The 18,963-nt window shown below is 67.7% G+C and carries 18 protein-coding genes and 3 pseudogenes; 10 read left to right on the forward strand and 11 right to left on the reverse strand.

The features are described 5' to 3' along the window. Positions 1-29: 29 nt before the first annotated feature. On the forward strand, positions 30-1,133 hold the full coding sequence (locus OG758_RS01865) for an IS630 family transposase (RefSeq protein ID WP_266569624.1): 1,104 nt from the start codon (positions 30-32) through the stop codon (positions 1,131-1,133). On the opposite strand, the gene OG758_RS01870 is transcribed toward OG758_RS01865, so the two are convergent. After that, complete coding sequence (locus OG758_RS01870) at positions 1,103-1,420, reverse strand: hemerythrin domain-containing protein (protein WP_326715769.1); 318 nt, start codon at positions 1,418-1,420, stop codon at positions 1,103-1,105. The genes OG758_RS01865 and OG758_RS01870 overlap by 31 nt on opposite strands. Positions 1,421-1,712: 292 nt before the next feature. On the opposite strand from OG758_RS01870, the pseudogene OG758_RS01875 reads away from it, so the two are divergent. The 4 genes and pseudogenes from OG758_RS01875 to grpE form a co-directional block, all read left to right on the forward strand. Beyond that, positions 1,713-1,895 (forward strand): annotated as a pseudogene (locus tag OG758_RS01875) (DNA polymerase ligase N-terminal domain-containing protein); the annotation flags it as partial. Between the two features lie 708 nt (positions 1,896-2,603). Continuing rightward, on the forward strand, positions 2,604-3,020 hold the full coding sequence (locus OG758_RS01880) for an SseB family protein (protein WP_326708283.1): 417 nt from the start codon (positions 2,604-2,606) through the stop codon (positions 3,018-3,020). A 653-nt stretch (positions 3,021-3,673) separates the two neighbouring features. Continuing rightward, positions 3,674-5,539: a molecular chaperone DnaK gene (gene dnaK / locus OG758_RS01885; RefSeq protein ID WP_326708284.1), complete on the forward strand. Its 1,866-nt coding sequence runs from the start codon at positions 3,674-3,676 to the stop codon at positions 5,537-5,539. Between the two features lie 2 nt (positions 5,540-5,541). Continuing rightward, positions 5,542-6,036 (forward strand): nucleotide exchange factor GrpE, encoded by a 495-nt coding sequence (gene grpE, locus OG758_RS01890; protein ID WP_326708285.1) that lies wholly within the window; start codon positions 5,542-5,544, stop codon positions 6,034-6,036. 444 nt (positions 6,037-6,480) lie between these two features. Here the strand turns inward: grpE and OG758_RS01900 are convergent. The 3 genes and pseudogenes from OG758_RS01900 to OG758_RS01910 form a co-directional block, all read right to left on the reverse strand. After that, positions 6,481-6,865 (reverse strand): annotated as a pseudogene (locus tag OG758_RS01900) (glutamate synthase-related protein); the annotation flags it as partial. A 283-nt stretch (positions 6,866-7,148) separates the two neighbouring features. Further along, complete coding sequence (locus OG758_RS48795; protein WP_382061736.1) at positions 7,149-7,409, reverse strand: hypothetical protein; 261 nt, start codon at positions 7,407-7,409, stop codon at positions 7,149-7,151. Positions 7,410-7,683: 274 nt separating this feature from the next. Continuing rightward, positions 7,684-8,553, reverse strand: a complete 870-nt coding sequence (locus tag OG758_RS01910) for an LLM class F420-dependent oxidoreductase (protein WP_326708286.1) — start codon at positions 8,551-8,553, stop codon at positions 7,684-7,686. 427 nt (positions 8,554-8,980) lie between these two features. Here OG758_RS01910 and OG758_RS01915 point away from each other — a divergent pair, with 427 nt between their 5' ends. Next, entirely contained in the window at positions 8,981-10,327 is a 1,347-nt protein-coding gene (locus OG758_RS01915; RefSeq protein WP_326708287.1) for a purine-cytosine permease family protein, read from the forward strand. A gap of 115 nt (positions 10,328-10,442) precedes the next feature. Next, positions 10,443-11,891, forward strand: a complete 1,449-nt coding sequence (locus tag OG758_RS01920) for an amidase (protein ID WP_326708288.1) — start codon at positions 10,443-10,445, stop codon at positions 11,889-11,891. A 150-nt stretch (positions 11,892-12,041) separates the two neighbouring features. Here the strand turns inward: OG758_RS01920 and OG758_RS01925 are convergent, their stop codons facing one another. The 4 genes from OG758_RS01925 to OG758_RS01940 all read right to left on the reverse strand — a co-directional run bounded on the left by OG758_RS01925 (position 12,042) and on the right by OG758_RS01940 (position 14,192). Continuing rightward, positions 12,042-12,416: a fic family toxin-antitoxin system, toxin component gene (locus OG758_RS01925; RefSeq protein ID WP_326708289.1), complete on the reverse strand. Its 375-nt coding sequence runs from the start codon at positions 12,414-12,416 to the stop codon at positions 12,042-12,044. Positions 12,417-12,530: 114 nt separating this feature from the next. Then, a complete protein-coding gene (locus OG758_RS01930; protein ID WP_326708051.1) occupies positions 12,531-13,535 on the reverse strand; it encodes an IS3 family transposase in 1,005 nt (334 codons plus the stop codon). A gap of 20 nt (positions 13,536-13,555) precedes the next feature. After that, complete coding sequence (locus tag OG758_RS01935) at positions 13,556-13,939, reverse strand: hypothetical protein (protein ID WP_326708052.1); 384 nt, start codon at positions 13,937-13,939, stop codon at positions 13,556-13,558. 28 nt (positions 13,940-13,967) lie between these two features. Further along, complete coding sequence (locus OG758_RS01940) at positions 13,968-14,192, reverse strand: plasmid mobilization protein (RefSeq protein WP_326708290.1); 225 nt, start codon at positions 14,190-14,192, stop codon at positions 13,968-13,970. Between the two features lie 503 nt (positions 14,193-14,695). Here OG758_RS01940 and OG758_RS01945 point away from each other — a divergent pair. Next, positions 14,696-15,175 carry an Asp23/Gls24 family envelope stress response protein gene (locus OG758_RS01945; protein WP_326708291.1) on the forward strand — a complete coding sequence of 160 codons (480 nt, stop codon included), beginning with the start codon at positions 14,696-14,698 and terminating at the stop codon, positions 15,173-15,175. A gap of 280 nt (positions 15,176-15,455) precedes the next feature. On the opposite strand, the pseudogene OG758_RS01950 reads toward OG758_RS01945, so the two are convergent. The 3 genes and pseudogenes from OG758_RS01950 to OG758_RS01960 form a co-directional block, all read right to left on the reverse strand. Then, positions 15,456-15,957 (reverse strand): annotated as a pseudogene (locus OG758_RS01950) (transposase family protein); the annotation flags it as partial. Between the two features lie 112 nt (positions 15,958-16,069). Continuing rightward, on the reverse strand, positions 16,070-17,062 hold the full coding sequence (locus OG758_RS01955) for an SRPBCC family protein (protein ID WP_326708292.1): 993 nt from the start codon (positions 17,060-17,062) through the stop codon (positions 16,070-16,072). 3 nt (positions 17,063-17,065) lie between these two features. Continuing rightward, positions 17,066-18,094 (reverse strand): histone protein, encoded by a 1,029-nt coding sequence (locus tag OG758_RS01960; protein ID WP_442810244.1) that lies wholly within the window; start codon positions 18,092-18,094, stop codon positions 17,066-17,068. Between OG758_RS01960 and OG758_RS01965 the strand changes: the two genes are divergently transcribed. Continuing rightward, positions 18,093-18,443 (forward strand): gas vesicle protein GvpO, encoded by a 351-nt coding sequence (locus OG758_RS01965; protein WP_326708293.1) that lies wholly within the window; start codon positions 18,093-18,095, stop codon positions 18,441-18,443. The genes OG758_RS01960 and OG758_RS01965 overlap by 2 nt on opposite strands. 33 nt (positions 18,444-18,476) lie before the next feature. Continuing rightward, positions 18,477-18,959, forward strand: coding sequence for a gas vesicle structural protein GvpA (locus tag OG758_RS01970; RefSeq protein ID WP_326708294.1), 483 nt, complete (start codon positions 18,477-18,479; stop codon positions 18,957-18,959). The last annotated feature ends 4 nt before the right edge of the window (positions 18,960-18,963 follow it).

Genomic DNA, 18,963 nt, shown 5'->3' on the forward strand with positions numbered 1-18,963 from the left:
CATCCTGCTGGGTTACCCCCGCATACGCCATGATCATCACTTTGGTCGGGGTGGGCGAGGGTGTGGCCGGGATGGTCGAGGCGGTCGTGGTGGAGTTGGACGAGAGGGTGCGCGAGTGTCTGATCCGTACAGCGGTCTCCCTGAAAGCGCAGGTGCGGGCGGTGCTCCGGGCGCGGATTGTGCTGGCGGCGGGTGAGGGCCTGAGCAATGGGGCTATCGCGCGGGACCTGGCGGTCAGCGTGAACACGGTCCGTAAGTGGCGCGGACGGTTCGCCGCTCTGGGCCGGGACGGGCTGAAGGACGCCGCCCGCTCGGGCCGGCCCAAGGCATACGGGCCCCAGGTGACGGTGGCGATCGTGGCCGCCGCCACCAGTGTGCCCCCGCACCCGGAAGCGACCTGGTCGCACCGCACGATCGCCGCCCAGGTCGCCGGCACTGTCTTCGCCACCATTTCTGCCTCCCAAGTCGGCCGGATCTTGGCCGACTTGGACCTCAAGCCGCACCGGGTCCGCGGCTGGCTCACCCGCCGAGACACCCCTGACTTCTGGGACCGTGTCGCGGACGTGTGCGACCTGTACCGCGACCCACCTGAAGGGGCGGTGGTGCTGTCCATCGACGAGAAGACCGCGATCGCCGCCCGCGCCAGGCGCCACCCCGGTCGTCCCGTCAGGCCAGGCGAGCCCGCTCGCGAGGAGTTCGAGTACCGCCGCCACGGCACCGCCTCGCTGGTCGCCGCCCTGGACGTGCGCACCGGCGAGGTCCTCACCGAGATCATCGCCCGCAACGACGCAGCGACGTTCACCGCCTTCCTCGACCAGCTCGACACGGTCATCGCCCCAGACCAGGACATCCATGTCGTGCTGGACAACGGCTCCTCCCACACCGCCAAACACACCAAGGCGTGGCTCGCCGACCACCCGCGCTGGCACGTGCACTGGACCCCGCCGCACGCCTCCTGGCTCAACCAGATCGAGCTGTTCTTCTCCGTCCTGACCCGCCGCGTGCTGCGACACGGTGACTTCTCCAGCCGCGATGACCTCATCGACAAGCTGGAGAGTTACGTCATCGGCCGCAACGAGACCGCGAAGCCGTTCAGGTGGACCTATGACGGCAGCCCACTCAAGACCGCCTGATCAGGCCCAACACCCCTCCACGAACTTGCGCGGGGCAGCACTAGATCCTTGAGCAGCCGTTCCGCCTCGGCATGGTCCTCGAGCTCCTTGTCCGCCAAAGCGTCGCCGCCGTCGACGTGTTCACGCACCGCCGGGTAGAGGTACTGCTCCTCGGCGACCGAGTGCCGTACCAACTCGACCGTCAGTTCATCCACCAGCTCGCGGCGTCGGGTGTCCCGGGCCGGCTGCGCCTCGATGCGGATGAACAGCTCGTCCACCTCGCGATGGTCGACTGTCAGCTCCGTGATGACGTTTCCACCGTGCCCGTGGCAGGGCCCTCCTTTTCGATCTGGTCACCGAGAACGAGCAGGCACGCCCGCCTCTGGAGCGCACGGGTACCCGAGGGCCACGCCGGCACACACGCCCTTGCCTCGCCGGCCTCGCGCATCTGCTCCTTCCGCCGACAGACCGCCGCCGGCCCGGAACCCCCACGCACTCATGGATTCCACGGCGTCACACACTGGCCCGAGCGTCGTGTGTCCGTGATGATCACGGGTACTCGACCGCAGCGGACCCGCGACCCCGAAGGCGGTAGCTGCCGTGAGCGAGAAGGACAAACTGCGGACCTATCGCGGGAAGCGGCACTTCGACCGGACGGCTGAGCCGAGCGGCGAGCGCGCGATGAAGGACGAGGCGCCACCGGCGATGGGCGAGGAGCCCACGTTCGTGGTGCAGATCCACGACGCGAGCACGATGCACTTCGACTTCCGCCTCAAGGTCGAGTCTCGAAGTGGCCGCGCGGCGGCATGCTGCGCCACCCTCGCTACCTGGGGCTATGAGTCGACAAGAATCTGACCGACGTCGTCAGGGAGCGCGGTGATCCGTGAGCGGCGAGAGAGCGTGATGCGGCTACATACGCCGACGTGTAGCCGCTGCTGCCGAAGACGCGTCGCTGCCCTCTCCGACGTGTTCGACGATGACGCCGGTGATGAACATGTCCTCGAACTCGCCGTCGGTGAGTATTTGTCGGCTCGGGCTGACTTGATCTTGGCTCAGATGCCCCGTGCGTCCGTCGAAGTGCGGCGGCACGTTCATGTCATGGCTGGGGAAGCGCTCGTCGCGGCCTGTGCTGACCGGGGACTCCGGTCGAGGAGCGAAGAGGCCGGGACCTCAGATCGCCCGCTGGAAGTCACGCCCGTTGCAGTCCAGCAGGCCGGGCGCCTCAGCCCGATCTTGCCTGCGATGGCGCAGTGCGGGTCCCGCACCCGCCCGTGCGGAGGGCGATGCCCGCTGTCGGCCTCAGCAGTCACTGGCATCTCGCGGCTCGGAGCACACATTCCTCTCCCATCGCCGGCGTGACGGCCTGTCCTCGCCGCCGACACGATGGTGCCGCATAGTTAGATCACTCCTGGGTACCGGAGCGGAGACGGCAGACCCCCACCCGGCGAACCCACGTCGGGCGGCCCACTCGGAGCCACGAGGGGACAAATGATGTGTGACAACAGCATCCCCGAGGAACTGTTCGCGGCCGCCGCCCAGGACGCCCTACGCGACCTCCACCGCGCACCCGATGACCTGGCCGCGCTGGACACACTGGCCGCGTGCGACATTCTCGTTCCTGAACCTACCGAACTGGAGACTCACGACCACTCGGAAGACGGCGGACTGACGCTTCCCGTGATCGATGACCCGCCACGCCTTCGCGCCGTCCCTGTCTTCACATCGGCAGAGCGCATGGGCCAGGCACTCCCCGACATTCTCGAAAGTCACCAGATACAGCTTGGGCTGCTGGCAGCCAACTGGCCCAGCGACGAGGACCTGGCACTGCTCATCGACCCTGGCCACCACGACGGCGTGATCCTCACAAGTAAAGGCGTCCGGGCCCTGCTCGCCCCGCCCCGGTCATGAGCGCCACCTCACCAAGCACGGATACCCGGGCCTCATGACGGCGTTGCCTCTCACCCAGCGCAACAGCATGATCAGGGCACCGGCAGCACGTAAGTATGCGCTCACGTCAGCGAGGACCCCACGCGCAGACTCGAAACCAGGCGTCATGAGCCCCACACGCAAAGAGACGATGACTTCCTACGCGGCCGACGCACCGTTGTCTCCGGCCTGACCTGACAGGGCAAGACGGCCGGCTCGGGAGCGGGGAGCGGACTCCAGGCGTCCGACGGCACGTGGACGGCCTAAGGGCCCCGGGTGCCCCGGTACCGCCCGCTTTGCAGCCCAAGGTCGGGGCCCGGCCTGCCGCATTTCGCGGCTGACCACTGGCGGCGCAGGCAGTGCCACGTCGGCAGTTCCACCGTGGCCACGGTCCTGACCAGCAAGGCCACCGCCGGTCTGGGGCAGCCCACGAGTCCGCCGGGCGAGCGCCGCGGCATGGGCAGTCGCGGAAGCGTGACCCTCACATCCGGGGCGGGTCGTGTGGCTCGCCGAAGCATGGGTACTCGATTCACTCTCCAAGCTCCCTCCCGAGTTCCTGCGGCGAACGGGCCGGCCCGGTGCCGGCGGAGGGTGCGACGGGACGCTGTCAACCACGACGGAGGAGGGAGAGGCAGATGGCGCGCTCGGTCGGTATCGATCTCGGCACGACGAACTCGGTGGTCTCGGTCCTCGAGGGCGGTGAGCCCACCGTAATCACCAATACGGAAGGGGCCAGGACCACCCCGTCGGTCGTGGCCTTCACCAAGAGCGGGGAAGTGCTCGTCGGCGAGGTGGCCAAACGACAGGCCGTGACGAACGTGGAGCGCACCGCGCGCTCTGTGAAACGGCACATGGGAGACCACGGCTGGCGGTTTCCGGACGACGCAGACATCGGCGGCAAGCGGTACAACGCGCAGGAGATCTCCGCGCGCGTGCTGCAGAAGCTGAAGCGGGACGCCGAGTCCTACCTGGGCGAGGACGTCACCGACGCAGTGGTCACCGTCCCGGCGTACTTCGATGACACCCAGAGGCAGGCGACCAAGGAGGCCGGCGAGATCGCCGGTCTGAACGTCCTGCGCATCGTCAACGAGCCCACGGCCGCGGCACTGGCGTACGGATTGGACAAGGAGAACGACCAGACCGTGCTGGTCTTCGACCTGGGTGGTGGCACCTTCGACGTCTCGCTCCTCGAGATGGGCGAGGGTGTCATCGAGGTGAAGGCCACCAACGGCGACACCGGCCTCGGCGGTGATGACTGGGACCAGCGCATCGTGGACCACCTGGTCAAGCAGTTCAAGAACGGTCACGGCGTCGATCTGTCCAAGGACAAGATGGCTGTGCAACGCCTGCGGGAGACCGCCGAGAGGGCGAAGATCGAGTTGTCCTCGTCCTCCGAGGCCACGATCAACCTGCCCTACATCACGGCGTCCGCCGAGGGCCCGCTGCACCTGGACGAGAAGCTCACGCGCGCCCAGTTCCAGCAGCTCACGTCCGACCTCCTGGAGCGCTGCAAGACGCCGTTCCACAACGCGATCAAGGACGCCGGCGTCAAGCTGTCGGACATCAACCACGTGATCCTTGTGGGCGGCTCGACGCGTATGCCGGCCGTGAGCGAGCTGGTCCGCGAACTCACGGGCAAGGATCCGAACAAGGGCGTGAACCCGGACGAGGTCGTCGCCATCGGCGCCGCCCTGCAGGCCGGTGTCCTCAAGGGTGAGGTCAAGGACGTCCTGCTCCTCGACGTGACCCCGCTGTCCCTCGGCATCGAGACCAAGGGAGGGATCATGACGAAGCTCATCGAGCGCAACACCACGATCCCGACCAAGCGTTCCGAGATCTTCACGACGGCCGAGGACAACCAGCCGTCCGTACAGATCCAGGTCTTCCAGGGCGAGCGCGAGATCGCGGCGTACAACAAGAAGCTCGGGATGTTCGAGCTCACCGGTCTGCCGCCGGCCCCGCGTGGTCTCCCACAGATCGAGGTCGCCTTCGACATCGACGCCAACGGCATCATGCACGTGACCGCGAAGGACCTGGGCACGGGCAAGGAGCAGAAGATGACCGTCACCGGCGGCTCCGCCCTGCCCAAGGGAGACATCAACCGCATGGTGCACGAAGCCGAACAGCACGCTGAGGAAGACCGCCGACGCCGCGAGGCCGCCGAGACCCGTAACCAGGGCGAGCAGCTCGTCTACCAGACGGAGAAGTTCCTCAAGGACAACGAGGACAAGGTCCCGGGCGAGGTCAAGACCGAAGTAGAGGAGTCGCTCACCGAGCTGAAGGAGAAGCTCAAGGGCGAGGACACGGCCGAGATCCGCACCGCCACCGAGAAGGCCGCCGCCGTCTCGCAGAAGCTGGGCCAGGCCATGTACGCCGCCGCCCAGGGCACGCAGGCCACGGGCGGTCCCGAGGCCGGTGCCCCGGGTGACGGGCAGAAGGCCGCTGACGACGACGTCGTCGACGCCGAGATCGTCGACGACGACAAGCCCGAGGCGGGCTGACCATGGAGAAGGAACGACTGCCGGTCACAGACCTCTCGCTGCGGCGCCTGCTCGACGAGCGCACGGCCGACCTGCAGCGGGTGAAGGCGGAGTACGACAACTACCGCAAGCAAGTGCGGCGCGATCGCATGGCCGTGCGGGAGATCGCCGTCACCAACGTTCTTCGCGCGCTCCTTCCCGTGCTGGATGCCGTAGACCGCACGTGTGAACACGAGCCGATCACGCCGGGCTTGAAGGAGATCGCAGACTCCCTGCGAAGCCAACTCGGCTCGCTAGGCCTTCAGTCGTTCGGCGACAAGGGAGACGCGTTCGACCCCACCCTCCACGACGCCGTGGCCCACCATGTCTCCCCGGACGCCGACCGGCTGACCTGCACACACGTGCTCTGCCCCGGGTACCGAGTTGGTGACCACTTGCTGCGTCCGGCCCACGTGGAGGTCGCCGGACCGCCTCGATCCGAATGGGATACCCGCCTCGGGCGTGGCACAGAGAACTGAGCCGATACGAACCGGATGGGACGGCAGCGGATCACGCTATTGGCCTCGGAGTTGGGAGCCACTGCCCAGAGACCATCACTGCGGCACGCCAGGCAGAGGCTGCTGCCACGCACCTTCTGAGCGGAGGGAGCGCAGGGAACCCTCGGGCGATGCATAGCGAAATCTCCCTGTCGGTCGACGGGCCGCGTCGGCTGACCGTCGACACGCACACGACGCTGCCGGAGGCGGCTCCGGGTGCGCCGCCGAGTTTCGACTGCGCGCTCGCGGCGAACGAGGCCGCCTCCGCATGCCGGCAGCCACCCTTCCCACGTCCTCGGTGGTGCGGATGGTGTCGGAGAGCGGATCGAGCGCGTCGCCGACGACGCCGAAGACCTGGCGCATGCCCAGTTCACTCTGCGCGTCCAAGATGACACGGGCCACGGTTCGTGCCACGGGATCCGCCGATCAGACGGTGAAGCCGTCAGGGTCGGCCGCGTGCCAGTCGGCCGCCCAGGTGTCGGGGGGGCTCGGCGAGCAACTGGCCGGGCTCGAGCCACTCGTAGAGGTCGGCGTACGAGTGCTCGGTGTAGGGGTCGATGCGGCGGTGGAGCATGTGCGGACGCAGCTGCGAGGGAGCGCTCACGCCCATGGAGGCCATGATCTGCAGCGCGCTGGCCACCGTCGCCTCCTGGAGGCGCTTCACGCGCGCCGTCTTGTCGCCGACGTCGAGTGCGCGGATACGCCGTGGAACCTGCGGCGTGACGCCAGTGGGGCACGTGTTGGTGTGGCAGCGCTGGGCCTGGGTGCAGCCCACGGCGAACATCATGGCGCGCGCCGAGTTGCCGTAGTCGGTCCGAAATGTGTCACTCCCCGCGAGTTACCGGCTGGCGTTCTCCCAATCCCCCTCGGAGTCGTGGAGACAGCATCAATGCCTGACCTGTGCGAATGTCGGTGAGCTCCAAGTCTCCGGCGCGATCGTCGTGCTGCTCGGTCGCCTGGACGGCGGTGCACCGGCCCGCGACGGACGAACCCGCCCGCTGGGCCGCGTCCCTTCACTGCCTCCAATTGGGTCACCTGGGGTGACGGTCGGGCTTGGCCCTGCGAACCGCGCAACCGGCGGGCAGGGCGGACATCTACGCCCTGCTCGGTGCCCTGACGGCACGGCGGGCCCAGTTCCCTGCTGCAGGGGCACCGAACGCATTTCCAGCAGGTCCGCCCGTGCGACAGCACTGTGCGCGTTCCATCTGGGCGAAGACGCTCGTGTCCAGCCCGGCGAGGAGGTCCGCAGGACCGTCGTGGACTCCCGCGGAGCCTGCCGCTTCGAGGTCCGTGCGCGGGATGCCGCCGCACAGCACGGCCACGGCGCGCACACCTGCCCTGGCGGCCGTCTTCATGTCCCAGATCGTGTCCCCCACGAACCCCGCGTCGGAAGCGTCCGTCTCCGCCGGCTCCAGGCCCAGACCTTAACGAGACCGGCCGGGCACGGGAGGTCGGCCCGTCCCCCGACCTCCGCTGTCCAGCGCCACACCACATGGCCGAGCCTTCGGACCTTCTACCTGCTGCACGACCAAGTGGCGCGCCCGTCGAGGCCCAGGCCAGCCATCCTGTCCCCTGGGAGACGACTTGCGGGCGTGTGACGGCTGCGGCTGGTGCACCGGCCGGCCCTGGTTATCCCTCAGGGCGAATCCAGGTCCGGGCGAGTTCCGCTACCCAGGCGGCTGCCGCGTCGGGAGCGGGCGGAGGTGCGCCGACGACGACGAGTTCGGTGACGCCCGCCGCATCGAGTGCGGGGAGGTGCTCCGGGATGCCGTCGCTCAGCGCGACGGCGACCGTGAGCTCGTCAAAGGCGCGACCGTGGCGGGCGCACTCATCGGCGAGAACGGCGATGCGCGCCGGGACGTCGGCCACCGGAACGTTAAAGCCGTACCAGCCGTCGGCGAGTGTGGCCGCGCGGCGCAGGGCGGCGTCGCTGTTGCCGCCGACCACGACCGGGAGCCGGCCGCCGCGCAGCGGCTTCGGGTTGACCCGGATCGCGTCGAAGCGGGTGAACTCCCCTGTGAACGAGGCCGGGTCCTCGGCCCAGAGGGCGCGCATCGCGGCGAGGTACTCCTCGGTGCGCCGTCCGCGCTTGGCGAAGGGGACTCCGAGCGCTGCGAATTCTTCGGCTGACCAGCCGACCCCGACCCCGAGGCTGAACCGCCCGGCGGAGAGCACGTCGAGTGTGGCGGCCTGTTTGGCGACCAGGACCGGGTTGTGCTCAGGCAGCAGGAGTACGCCGGAGGCGAGCTCGATCCGGCTGGTGACTGCTGCCGCGAAGGTCAGGGCGAGCAGCGGGTCCAGCCAGTCCGCGTCCGCGGGCACGGCGATCCGGCCGTCCGCGGAGTAGGGGTAGCGCGAGGCGGGCGCGTCCACGAGCACGACGTGCTCGCCGCACCAAAGCCTCGCGAAGCCGTGCGTCTCTGCGGCTGTGGCCACCGTACGGATCACCTCGGGACGGGCACCGTCACTGATACCGAGCGCGTGCAACCCGACTCGCATCTTCCACCTCCGGGCGTCACCTTAAGTGCGAGCCGGACGCGCACGCGTGATGTGGCGCGCCGCGCGCGAAGCCACAACGAGCGTCCGCAGCCGGGAGGGAGCGTGCGCGTGACTCTGCAGCCGGCAGAGCCGCCCGTGAGCTCGCCTGGGCCGTCGTTCCCGCCGGGTATGGGGCTGGTTTCGGTTCCGTTTCGGCTCAACTCGCCTCGTAAAATCCTTCAGTTACGGTATACCAAACTCTTGACGCGCACCTGAAGCGCCCACATTATTTGGCATGCCATAACGCAGAACGCCGACGTCAAGGAGGCTGACCTGCTGGCGGTGAAGCACTCGTCACCCCAGCCGGCCCATGCAACGTGTTCCCCCTTTCGCACGCTCGCGTACCTCCCCACCGTCCTCAGGTCTCTTTTGCCAGCACGGAGGCGTCATGACCACAGCGCACCGCCCCGAAGCACCCGCAAGGCCCGAAGGAAACGCCCGCCCCACGTCCCACTCCGAGGAGTACGAGCACACACCCGTCCCGGCGTCGGCCCGCCGCAGTCTGCTGTCCGTCGCCGCCACCTGGTTCGGCTTCCCGATGAACCTGGGCAGCGCGGTTTTCGGCGGGGTCATCGTCTACAACCTCGGCCTGCCCCAGGGGCTGCTCGCCATCCTGGTCGGCAACCTGGTGCTCTTCTCCTACGTCGGTGCGCTCAGCCACCAAGCGGGCAGCACCGGGAAGAACTTCGCTCTACTGACCGCCGACACCTTCGGCAGCCGGGGCCGCAACCTGCCCGCCGGGCTGCTCGCCACCGTCGTCATCGGCTGGTTCTCCTTCCAGGTCGGCCTCACGGGCACCACCCTCAGCGGAGCCCTCGGCTGGTCCGCCCTGGCGGGCGCGGCCGTCGGCGGCGTCCTGTACACACTCCTGACGATGGCCGGGATCCGTGCGCTCTCCCTCATCGGGATGATCGCCATGCCCCTGTTCCTCGTACTCACAGTGGTGGCCCTGGCCTACGGTCTGGACGCGCACACCTCCCTCGCGGACACCTTCGGATACCGGGGTGCGGGCACCGCCCTCGGCTTCGGAGGCGCCGTCGCCATCGTCATCGCCGGATTCGCCGACTCGGGCACCATGACGGCGGACTTCACCCGCTGGTCCAAGGACGGCCGGTCGGCAGTCCTCGCCACTCTCACCGCCTTCCCGTTCGCCAACTTCCTTGCCAACGCGGCCGGTGGCCTCATCGTGGCGGTGGGCGGCACCGCGAACCCCGCCACCGACGGCGGCGGATTCCTCAACCTGCTCACCGGTCACAGCACCCTGCTCACGGCCTTCGCCGTGCTCTTCGTCTTCGTCAACCTCGGCTCCGTCGCCTCCCACTGCCTCTACAACGGTGCCGTCGGCTGGTCGGCGCTCACCCCGGTCCGGATGCGATCCCTCACCCTCGTCCTCGGAGCCGTCGGTGTGGCGTTCGCCCTCAGCGGGGTGTGGGGCTACTTCCTCAACTGGCTCAACCTGCTCGGCGTCTTCGTCCCACCGATCGGAGCGGTACTGATCACCGATCGCCTGCTGCGAGCCCGGATGGGCAACCGGCCCGCCGGCACATACCGGGCCACCGCCCTCGCCTCGTGGGCAGCCGGAGCGGCCGCAGCGGCGATCACTCACTACACGCTCCCCGAGCTCGTGGACCCAGTGGTCGGCATCATCACGGCGGCGGGCGTGTACGCAGTCGCCGAAACGGTCATGCGCCGCAGGCTCACCGCTCCACACCCGGACACCGCCCCACCGGCGTAGCAAGCGCACGCCGGACTTGATGCACCGTGCCGGCGGGCCGATCGGCCCCTGGCATCGCGAGCCGCCCCTACCGGCCGCACCTGAACCAGCCACCCCCACACAGAAGGAGACCCCTGTGAACGCCGCGGAACGCGACGAAATCTGCGACCTGACCGCCACAGAGACAGCCGCCGGAGTGCGTTCCGGTGACCTGTCCCCCATTGAGGTCATCGACGCGGTCCTGGACCGCATAGAGGCGGTCGACCCGCAGTTGCACGCGTTCTGCACCCTCGTCCCTGACCGCGCGCGGGCCCAAGCCCGCTGCGTGGCCGACGACTTGGCTGCCGGAAGGGATCCCGGCCCCCTCGCCGGCGTCCCGCTCGGGGTCAAGGATCTGATCTCCACCAAGGGCATTCACACCACCTCCGGCTCCCCCGCGTACCGCGACTTCGTACCCGACGAGGACGACATCGTCGTCGAGCGCGCCGTCGCCGCGGGCGCGGTCGTGCTCGGCAAGACCAACGCCTCCGAATTCGGCTTCGGACCCGTGGGCCAGAACCCTCTGTTCCCCACCACCCGCAACCCCTGGAACACCGACCTCACGCCCGGCGGTTCAAGTGCCGGCTCCGCAGCGGCCGTCGCCGCGGGGCTCGGCCCGGTCGCCCTCGGCAGCGACGGAGGCGGATCCATCCGTATCCCCGCCGCGCTGTGCGGCCTGTTCGGCTTCAAGGCGTCCATGGGGCGCGTGCCCGTCTACCCCGGCTGCCGGGACGACCGCTACCCGGGCGTCTCCGGCTGGGAGTCGATCGAACACATCGGCCCGCTGTCCCGCACCGTGGCGGACGCGGCACTGGTCCTGTCCGTCCTGGCCGGGCCCGACCCCCGCGACCGGCACTCCATCCCCTGCGGCGATGTCAAGTGGACCGCCCGCCGCCCGGTTCCCGTACTGCGCGTCGCCTACAGCCCCGACCTCGGCCGGATCGCGGTCGACCCCGAGGTGCGCCACATCACGGACGCCGCCGTGTCGGTTCTGGAGCGCGACCTCGGCGCCAAGATCGAACAGCCGGACTTCCGACTCCCCCATTACGAAGAGACCTTCGGCGCCATCATCGCCGCCGACACTGACCTCACCGGCCTGCGCGCCCTCGCCGAACAGTACGGCGACACGATGTCGCCACGCCTGCTCGCATTCCTCCGCACCCCGTGGACGGCCGAGCAGCTGACCGACGCGAACATCATGCGCAAGCGGGTCGTCAACCGGCTCGCCCAGCTGATGGCCGACTACGACCTGATCGTCACCCCGACCGTGTCCACCGCAGCATTCCCGCTGGGATTCCACGGGCCCGAGGTCATCGACGGCCGCATGGTCGACGCCGACCACTGGACGTCTTTCACGCCCCTCGCCAACCTCGCAGGCCTCCCCGCGGCGAGCGTCCCCGCCGGCCTGACCGCAGACGGCCGCCCGGTCGGCCTCCACCTCATCGGCCGACATCTCGCCGACGCCCAGCTCCTCGACACCTGCGCGGCCTACGAGGAGGCCGCTCCCTGGTCACACATCCGGCCGCCGCTCGGGGGTGGACGGTAGTCACGGTGCACGAGGGGCCGATCGTGAGCGAACGGCCCCTCGTCCAAGTGGTGTGGTGTCACGCCCTCGGCATCAGGACGGATCTGAGGCAGGTTTGGGTGCTTGAGATCAACTCGCTCCCCCCTTCCCCCAGCGCCATGGTCTTGGCTCTCAGTTCCGCGTCCAGGTGCGGATCTCCGCAGCGGCGCTGCGCACGTCGAGGGCGTCGCGGTCGATACGCGCGGCGAGGTCGGCGGCCGTCTTGGCGCTGACGGTGACGAACAGGCCTGACGCACTGAGGTAGGCGGCGGCGACGACGGCTGCGAACAGCTTGTTACGCGCCTCCAGGGCGGGCACCCGCACCAGCTGATGCATGAGTGCTGCCGCTCGGTGGTGCGGCTCGGTGTAGACGTAGACGTCCATCACCTTGTCGGTGTGCCGGGCGACGGCGGCCTGCAGACTGCCGAAGTCGGTGACTTCCGGGTCGTCGGGCAGGATGCGGTGGGCCAGGTCGAGGAGCCAGGCCCGGTCGATGTGGACGATCACGCGGCGCGACCGTCTTTGCGGGCGGGGGCGGCGCCATGACCGTCGGTGCCGAAGCGGTCGTCGAAGTGGTCGGCCCACTCGGAAGATTTCAAGTCCAGTGAGACGGTCGTGACGCTATGAGGTTTGTGGTGCGGGTTCCTGGCGTTTGGCCGGGTCGTTGATCCAGGCGGTCTGGGGTATCTCGGGTGGTCGGGGGCGGCGGCCGAAGCGTTCGGGGTGGCGGGCGTATGCCTCGGCGAGGGTGACCGCGCGCTGGTCGCGGACCTCTTCGGCGGTTCCGAAGTGGACGGAGGCGGGGGTGTGCCAGCCGATGCCCGAGTGCCGGTGCTCGTGGTTGTAGTACGCGATGAACGCGTCGAACCACTCGCGGGCGTGGGCCAGCGAATCGAACCGTTCGGGGTAGTCCGCCATGTACTTCGTGGTCTTGAACTGGGCTTCGCTGTAAGGGTTGTCGTTGGAGACCTTCGGCCGCGAGTGCGACCGCGTCACGCCCAGATCGATCAGCAGCTGGGAGACCTTCTTGCTCGTCATCGAGGTGCCGCGGTCCGCGTGCACGGTCTGGGGCACGATGCCGTTGCGGGCGATGGTCTCGCGGATCAACTCCTCGGCCCGCACGGCCGATTCGGCCCGCTCGACGGTGTGGCCGACGATGTACCGGCTGAAGATGTCGATGATCACGTAGGCGTGATACCAGATGCCCTTGACCGGTCCGGACGCCTTGGTGATGTCCCAGGTGAACACCTGCGAGGGCCCGGTGGCGACCAGCTCGGGCACTGCCTTGGCGGGATGGGTGGCCTGTCTTCGGCGCTCGCCGGACTGATCCTGCTCGCGCAGGATCCGGTACATCGTCGAGACGGAGCAGTGATAGCGCCCGGCATCCAGCTCGCGGGCCCAGATCTGCGCGGGCGCCAGCTCGGCGTACTCGTCGCCGTTCATCAACTCCAGTACCGCGGCCCGCTCTTGGGCCGTCAGGGCCGACGGCTGCACCTGCGGGGCGCGTGCTCTGCGTGGTGGCGGGGGCCGGAGCCGGCGGTAGTGCGTGGCGCGGGAGCGGCCGGTCAGCCGACAGGTGGCCGTGATGCCCAGCTGAGCCTCGACGCCGGTGAACGCCTCGTCCACGACAGGGTCGGCGGCGGGCTTCAGTCCGCGCTCTCGGAGAGCATGTCCAAGAGCGCGGAAGCTTTTCCCATGACTTCCAGCGCGGCCTTGTTCCGGGCCAGTTCCTTCTCCAGCCGTTCCACCTGGCGGCGCAGCTTCTCGTTGTCTGCCTCGGCGGCCGACTTCTTCGGACGGGCCGGGCTGGTGCGCTTGTCGACCAGCTTTTCCAGGGCCCCGGCGTCCCGCGCAGCCCGCCATTCCTTGACATGCGAGTGGTACAGGCGCTCGCGGCGCAGGACCGCGCCCTTCTCGTTCCTGGGTGCGGCGTCGTACTCGGCCACGATCCGCAGCTTGTACTCCGGGCTGAAGGAACGGCGCTTTGGCCTGGGAGCCGGGTCGGATCCGGCGGGCTTGGTGCTGGTCATGAGGGGGTGGTTCTCCTGTCGTGCCCTCTCAGGCTAACCCGCCGAAGCGGAACGTCTCACCCAAGGCTGACAGAGAGGGCTCGCCCACGAAATGGTCGCCGGCGACGAGGAAACGGTGGCGCAAGTCGTTGGCCTCGTCGGCGAGGAGCTGGCGGGCGTACTCGTTGACTTCCATGCCCGCGGCGGCCGCACGTTCCTCGATGCCCACGTACACCGCTTCGTCGACCCGCACGTTGATCTGCTTCTTCGCCATGACATCACTGTAGCGCCTCGTACGCGACGCTACAGCTGCTCCATAGAAGGTCCTCGGCTTCCCGATCGATCCGTCTCGGCGCAGACCCGGCTCCACCCAAGATCTCCGCGGTCTTCCCTCCTGCCCCCGACCACGCCCACGGCCGCCCTCCTGACAGCAGCGCGCGATCCTCAGCGAAGAGTTCGCGCCCTTCGCGGAAAGGTCGCCACACGCATCGGCGTGATCGCCAGGACCCGACGGGTGAGCGACTGCCTGCCACGGCCATCACCGCTGAAAGAAGCACAGCCCCCTGGAGGATGTGCCGAGAGCCGAGACATTCGGAAATCTCTGTGAACCGTCAAGCACCGCCTCGGCACAGCGGGCTCGAAAGTCGGGGCCTTTCATCGACGCAGCGCGGAATTGACCACTCGAATGGCGGAGGGTGGTTGCCGAGCGCAGAGTGAAAACAGGGGCCCGAGCGAGCGCGTGAGCCGCTTGTGCCAGCAACTCTCTGTGAGGCAATCATGGCCGATATCGAGCACGCAAGCGAGAGAACAGCTCCTGGCCCCACCATCGCGAGCACCCCGTCAAGAAGGAGCGCGCAACCAGCTGAAGCGGGCGGCACGACGACCATCGCTGACAGTGTGGTGGCCGTGATCGCCGGGATCGCCATCCGCGAGACGGACGGCGTCCACTCAGTCGGCAAGGGTGCCTCCAAGGCTCTGGGCGCGGTAACCGGCCGGATGTCCGCATCGTCGAGCCTCAGCCGGGCGGTCAAGGTGGAGGTGGGTGAGAAGCAGGCCGCGATCGACGTGGACATCGAAGTCGAGTACGGGATGCCGATCCATGAACTCGCCAGTCAGCTGCGGACCCACGTCTCCGACGCAGTGGAGACAATGACCGGGCTGGACGTGGTCGAGATCAACATCAACGTCTTCGCTGTGCACATCCCAGGCGACGACAGCGCTGATGACAGCGCCGACACCGGGTCCCGCACGCGGTAAATCCACGGCGACCCAGCCTTCGCCGCGAATGCCACGGGCAAGGTGGGCTCAAGGACCTCCGAGATGTGGTCACGCTCGTCAACACGCAGGCATGTTCCGGTACTTCACCCGGAAGTTGACGCCTGCACCGACAGCGGATCCGTGGAGATCTCCGACGATCCCGCGGTGTCGATCCGGCCCTGCGCCACATCCCGGAACCCGCTCATCGCGCGGAGTCCATGTCGTGCAGGGCTGCCGGGCCGAGCGACGCGGAGCGGTACCCGGTTCGCCGCGGCCCTGCCTGGTAGGCCTTGTTCGCCCAGCCCTTCACGTCGGCGCCGGCGAGCGCGTCGATGTTCGCGTGCTGCCGTGCGGCGGTCAGATCATGGGTGGATCCCGGCAGGGCGGGTGACGCCCAGGGCAGGCAGCCGAACGGATCGGTGAGGACTTGAACGTTCATGCCGTGGTGCTTTTGCCTACCGGGAGTAGTACGGGGTGTCGGCGACACTCCGGTCGATCGGCAGCAGTGCGCCGTTCAGGATCACGAGCGGTTTGCTGCGGATGGTTGCTATCGCCTCGGCCAAAGTCGGGGCGCGGGTGGCCACCAATGCGGAATCCGGCGGCAAGCTGGGCGTAGGTGTCGCCGCATCTGAGGTGGGCCAGGGAGAGCAGGGCCTGACGGCCGGCCGGAAGGCGCCGCCATCGCGTCCCGATCTCCTGCTGCCGGGCGCGGAGTTGCTCCGCGTCCGGCAGTACCGCGAGGCGCGGCTGGGCAGATCGATCGACGAAGGATGGACAAGCACCGCGAAGCTCCTGGCAGTACGGGCGATCTTGGTTGTGAATCCGTCTGCCTGGAGCTTCTTCGCGGTGTACAGCGGCCCAACTCGCTCACAGACCCCGCAGGTTGGAAAGGGCTCACTCTTGGTCGTCTTCGTACTCCTCTTCGTCTTCCTCTTCCTCGGGCCCCTCTTCGTACTCTTCCTCTTCCTCGGGCCCCTCTTCGTCTTCGTACTCCTCTTCCCCGTTCTCGCCCGTGCCCTCGTCCGCTTCGTCTTCGCCTGCCGCTTCCTCCTCTTCTAGAACTTCCTCATGGGACCGGACCACCTCGCCGTCGCGAATTTCTCCGCGCCAGCCCTCGACGTCCTCGTCTGCGAACGTGACGTAACGCTGGAAGTGCTTGAAGTCCAGGCGCAGACGGCGTCCTTGGGCGCGCCAGAGGTTCCCGGTCTTCTCGAAGGGCCCCGAGGGGTAGTACTCGACGACGAGCACGAGACGCGTCAATGTGGGCGTCAGTTCATGGAAACTCACGCAGCCGCGGGTGGAGCCCTTCGCGCCTTCCGAGGTCCAGACGATCCGCTCGTCCGGTACCTGTTCCTGGACGGTTGCCTTCCAACTGCGGCTCGACGGGCCGACCTTCAGCTTCCAGTCGCTGGTCGTCTCGTCGTTCTTGGAGACGCTGCGTACACCTTTGGTGAAGCTGCTGAACTCCTCGTACTGGGTCCAGCGGTTGTATGCGGTGCGAATCGGAACGCCCACGTCCAGGACTTCGACCATGTTCATGGACTTGGTGTCGCCGGACTTCTTTCCGCCGCCGCCTCCGAAGACCTGTTTAACCTTGCCCACCACGCTGTCCTTCATGTCCTTGGCCTTCTCGCCGACGATCGCCTTCAGCGGGGAATCACCCTTGAGGATGCGTCCACCGATGCCGGCGAGAGACCCCCCGATTCCGCTGAGGGACCCACCGTTCTCGGCTACGTCGAGGAGTTGGTCGGTCATATCCTCCAGCTTGTCCCCGGCACGCTCGACTAGGTGCTCCGCCTGTGCGCCAAGGTAGGCGGCAAGCTCGTCGCGCAGGATTTCCAGGCCCGTTCCTTCTTCGCGGTCGGCGCCGCGATCTGTGGTGGCCATGACCTACCTCCGCCGCGCAGCAGTCTTCTTGGCAGTCGACTTCTTGGCAGTCGACTTCTTCGCGGCCGCCTTCTTCGCCGGCGCCTTCTTCGCGGCCGCCTTCTTCGCCGGCGCCTTCTTCGCGGCCGCCTTCTTCGCCGGCGCCTTCTTCGCGGCCGTCTTCTTCGCCGGCGCCTTCTTCGCGGCCGTCTTCTTCGCCGGTGCTCGCTTCTTGGTCGGAGCAGTCCTCTTTGCCCTCGATGCACGGCGGCGCCGCGGTGGTTCCTCCTCGGTCTCTTCTTCCTCTTCCTCCGGCTCCTCTTCTTCCTCTTCCTCCGGCTCCTCTTCTTCCTCCTCTTCCGGCTCTTCTTCCTCCTCCTTCGGCTCCTCTCCTTCCTCCTCTTCCGGCTCTTCCTCTTCCTCTTCCTTCGGCTCCTCTTCTTCCTCCTCTTCCGGCTCCTCTCCTTCCTCCTCTTCGTCCTCGTCCTTCTCGCCGACGCGCAGCGTGCGTTCATGGAGAGAGTCAGCGAGGCTGACGAGGCTACGATCGGCCGCAGCAACCAGTGCTCCACGTCCCGCGTCCAGCAGTTGGCCACGCACCTGCTCGTTCAGCTCGCCGACCCCTGGAACATCTCCGAGTTTCTGCAGGCCTTGGGTCAGGAGCTGCTGAGGATTGAGCCCGAAGCGGCGTCCGGCGAGATACGTCGCCACCCCGAACGCGAGACGCGCTTTCTTGGTGCGCCCTAGCACGTAGCCGCCCGCTACCGCGGCGGCAAGAGCGATCTTGGTCGTGTCGTTCATGAAGCGGATCCCTTCGGAAAGGGCAGGAGTAAGGAGCCGTTCAGGGCCAACACCTCCGGCCCAGCCCGGATCGAGGAGAGAGATCGCATGCGCCGTCTCACACGGCACCCTGCCCCCGTAAGCCTCACACTCTCGTCCGGCAGGCTTCCTCGAAGCCACCCACCACCACTGCGAGATGTGGCCGTATATGATGAAATTGTACGTTCGCGAGGAGGATCTGGCGCCCGCACCGGCGACGACGGGAGTGACCATGGCCCCGGCAGAACCCGCCAAGCGGCGCTCCACCGGTGGCCGCAGTACCGCCCGGAGCGCCAGCGGTGAAACACGACACCGTTCAGGCAAGGGCGGTGCCGCATGGGCTATGCGTGCCGCAGCGGAGCAGTTGCAGGAGCTGCTCGGGCGTTCCCCAGAGTCGGTTTCTGCACTGAAACCCACCGATGACGGGTGGGAAGCCAATGTCGAGGTACTCGAATTGGAACGCGTCCCCGAAACCACCAGCGTGATGGCCAGCTACCGAGTGACTCTCAGCAAAGAGGGCGATCTCATGGCCTACGAAAGGACGCGCCGCTATACCCGAGGACAAATCGATCGGCGAGGCTGAGATGCAGCCGAATTGCCGGTGAAGGGAGGCACCATGACTGTGGTGCCGCAAGGTGGAGGCTCTGTCGCGCAGGGCGGTGGCAGTGGCGGCAGCCTCTACGACGTCCTGGAACTTATTCTCGATCGCGGGCTTGTGATCGACGTCTTCGTCCGCGTTTCACTGGTTGGCATCGAGATACTGAAGATCGACGCTCGCATCGTCGTGGCCAGCGTAGACACGTATTTGCGATTCGCAGAGGCGTGTAACCGTCTCGATCTCGAGTCCGGACGAAAAGCACCGAGCAAGCTCACCGACATCGTCGGCGATTCGATGGAGAGCGGGGCCAAAGGGAAGTCCAAGGGCGCTCTCTCGGGCGCCGTGGAAGCCATCACTGATTCCGTCAAGGGTGTCACCGAGGGTAACTCCGACGAAGAGGAGGAGGACGAGGGCGAGGCTGAAGACGAGGAGAAGGAAAAGGAACCTGTGGAGAGGCGACGGCGGCCTGCCCGGCGTTCCTCCCGACGGGAGAAGGGCTAGGGCT

Source organism: Streptomyces sp. NBC_01474 (assembly GCF_035918215.1).
GTDB classification, from domain to species: domain Bacteria; phylum Actinomycetota; class Actinomycetes; order Streptomycetales; family Streptomycetaceae; genus Streptomyces; species Streptomyces aureus.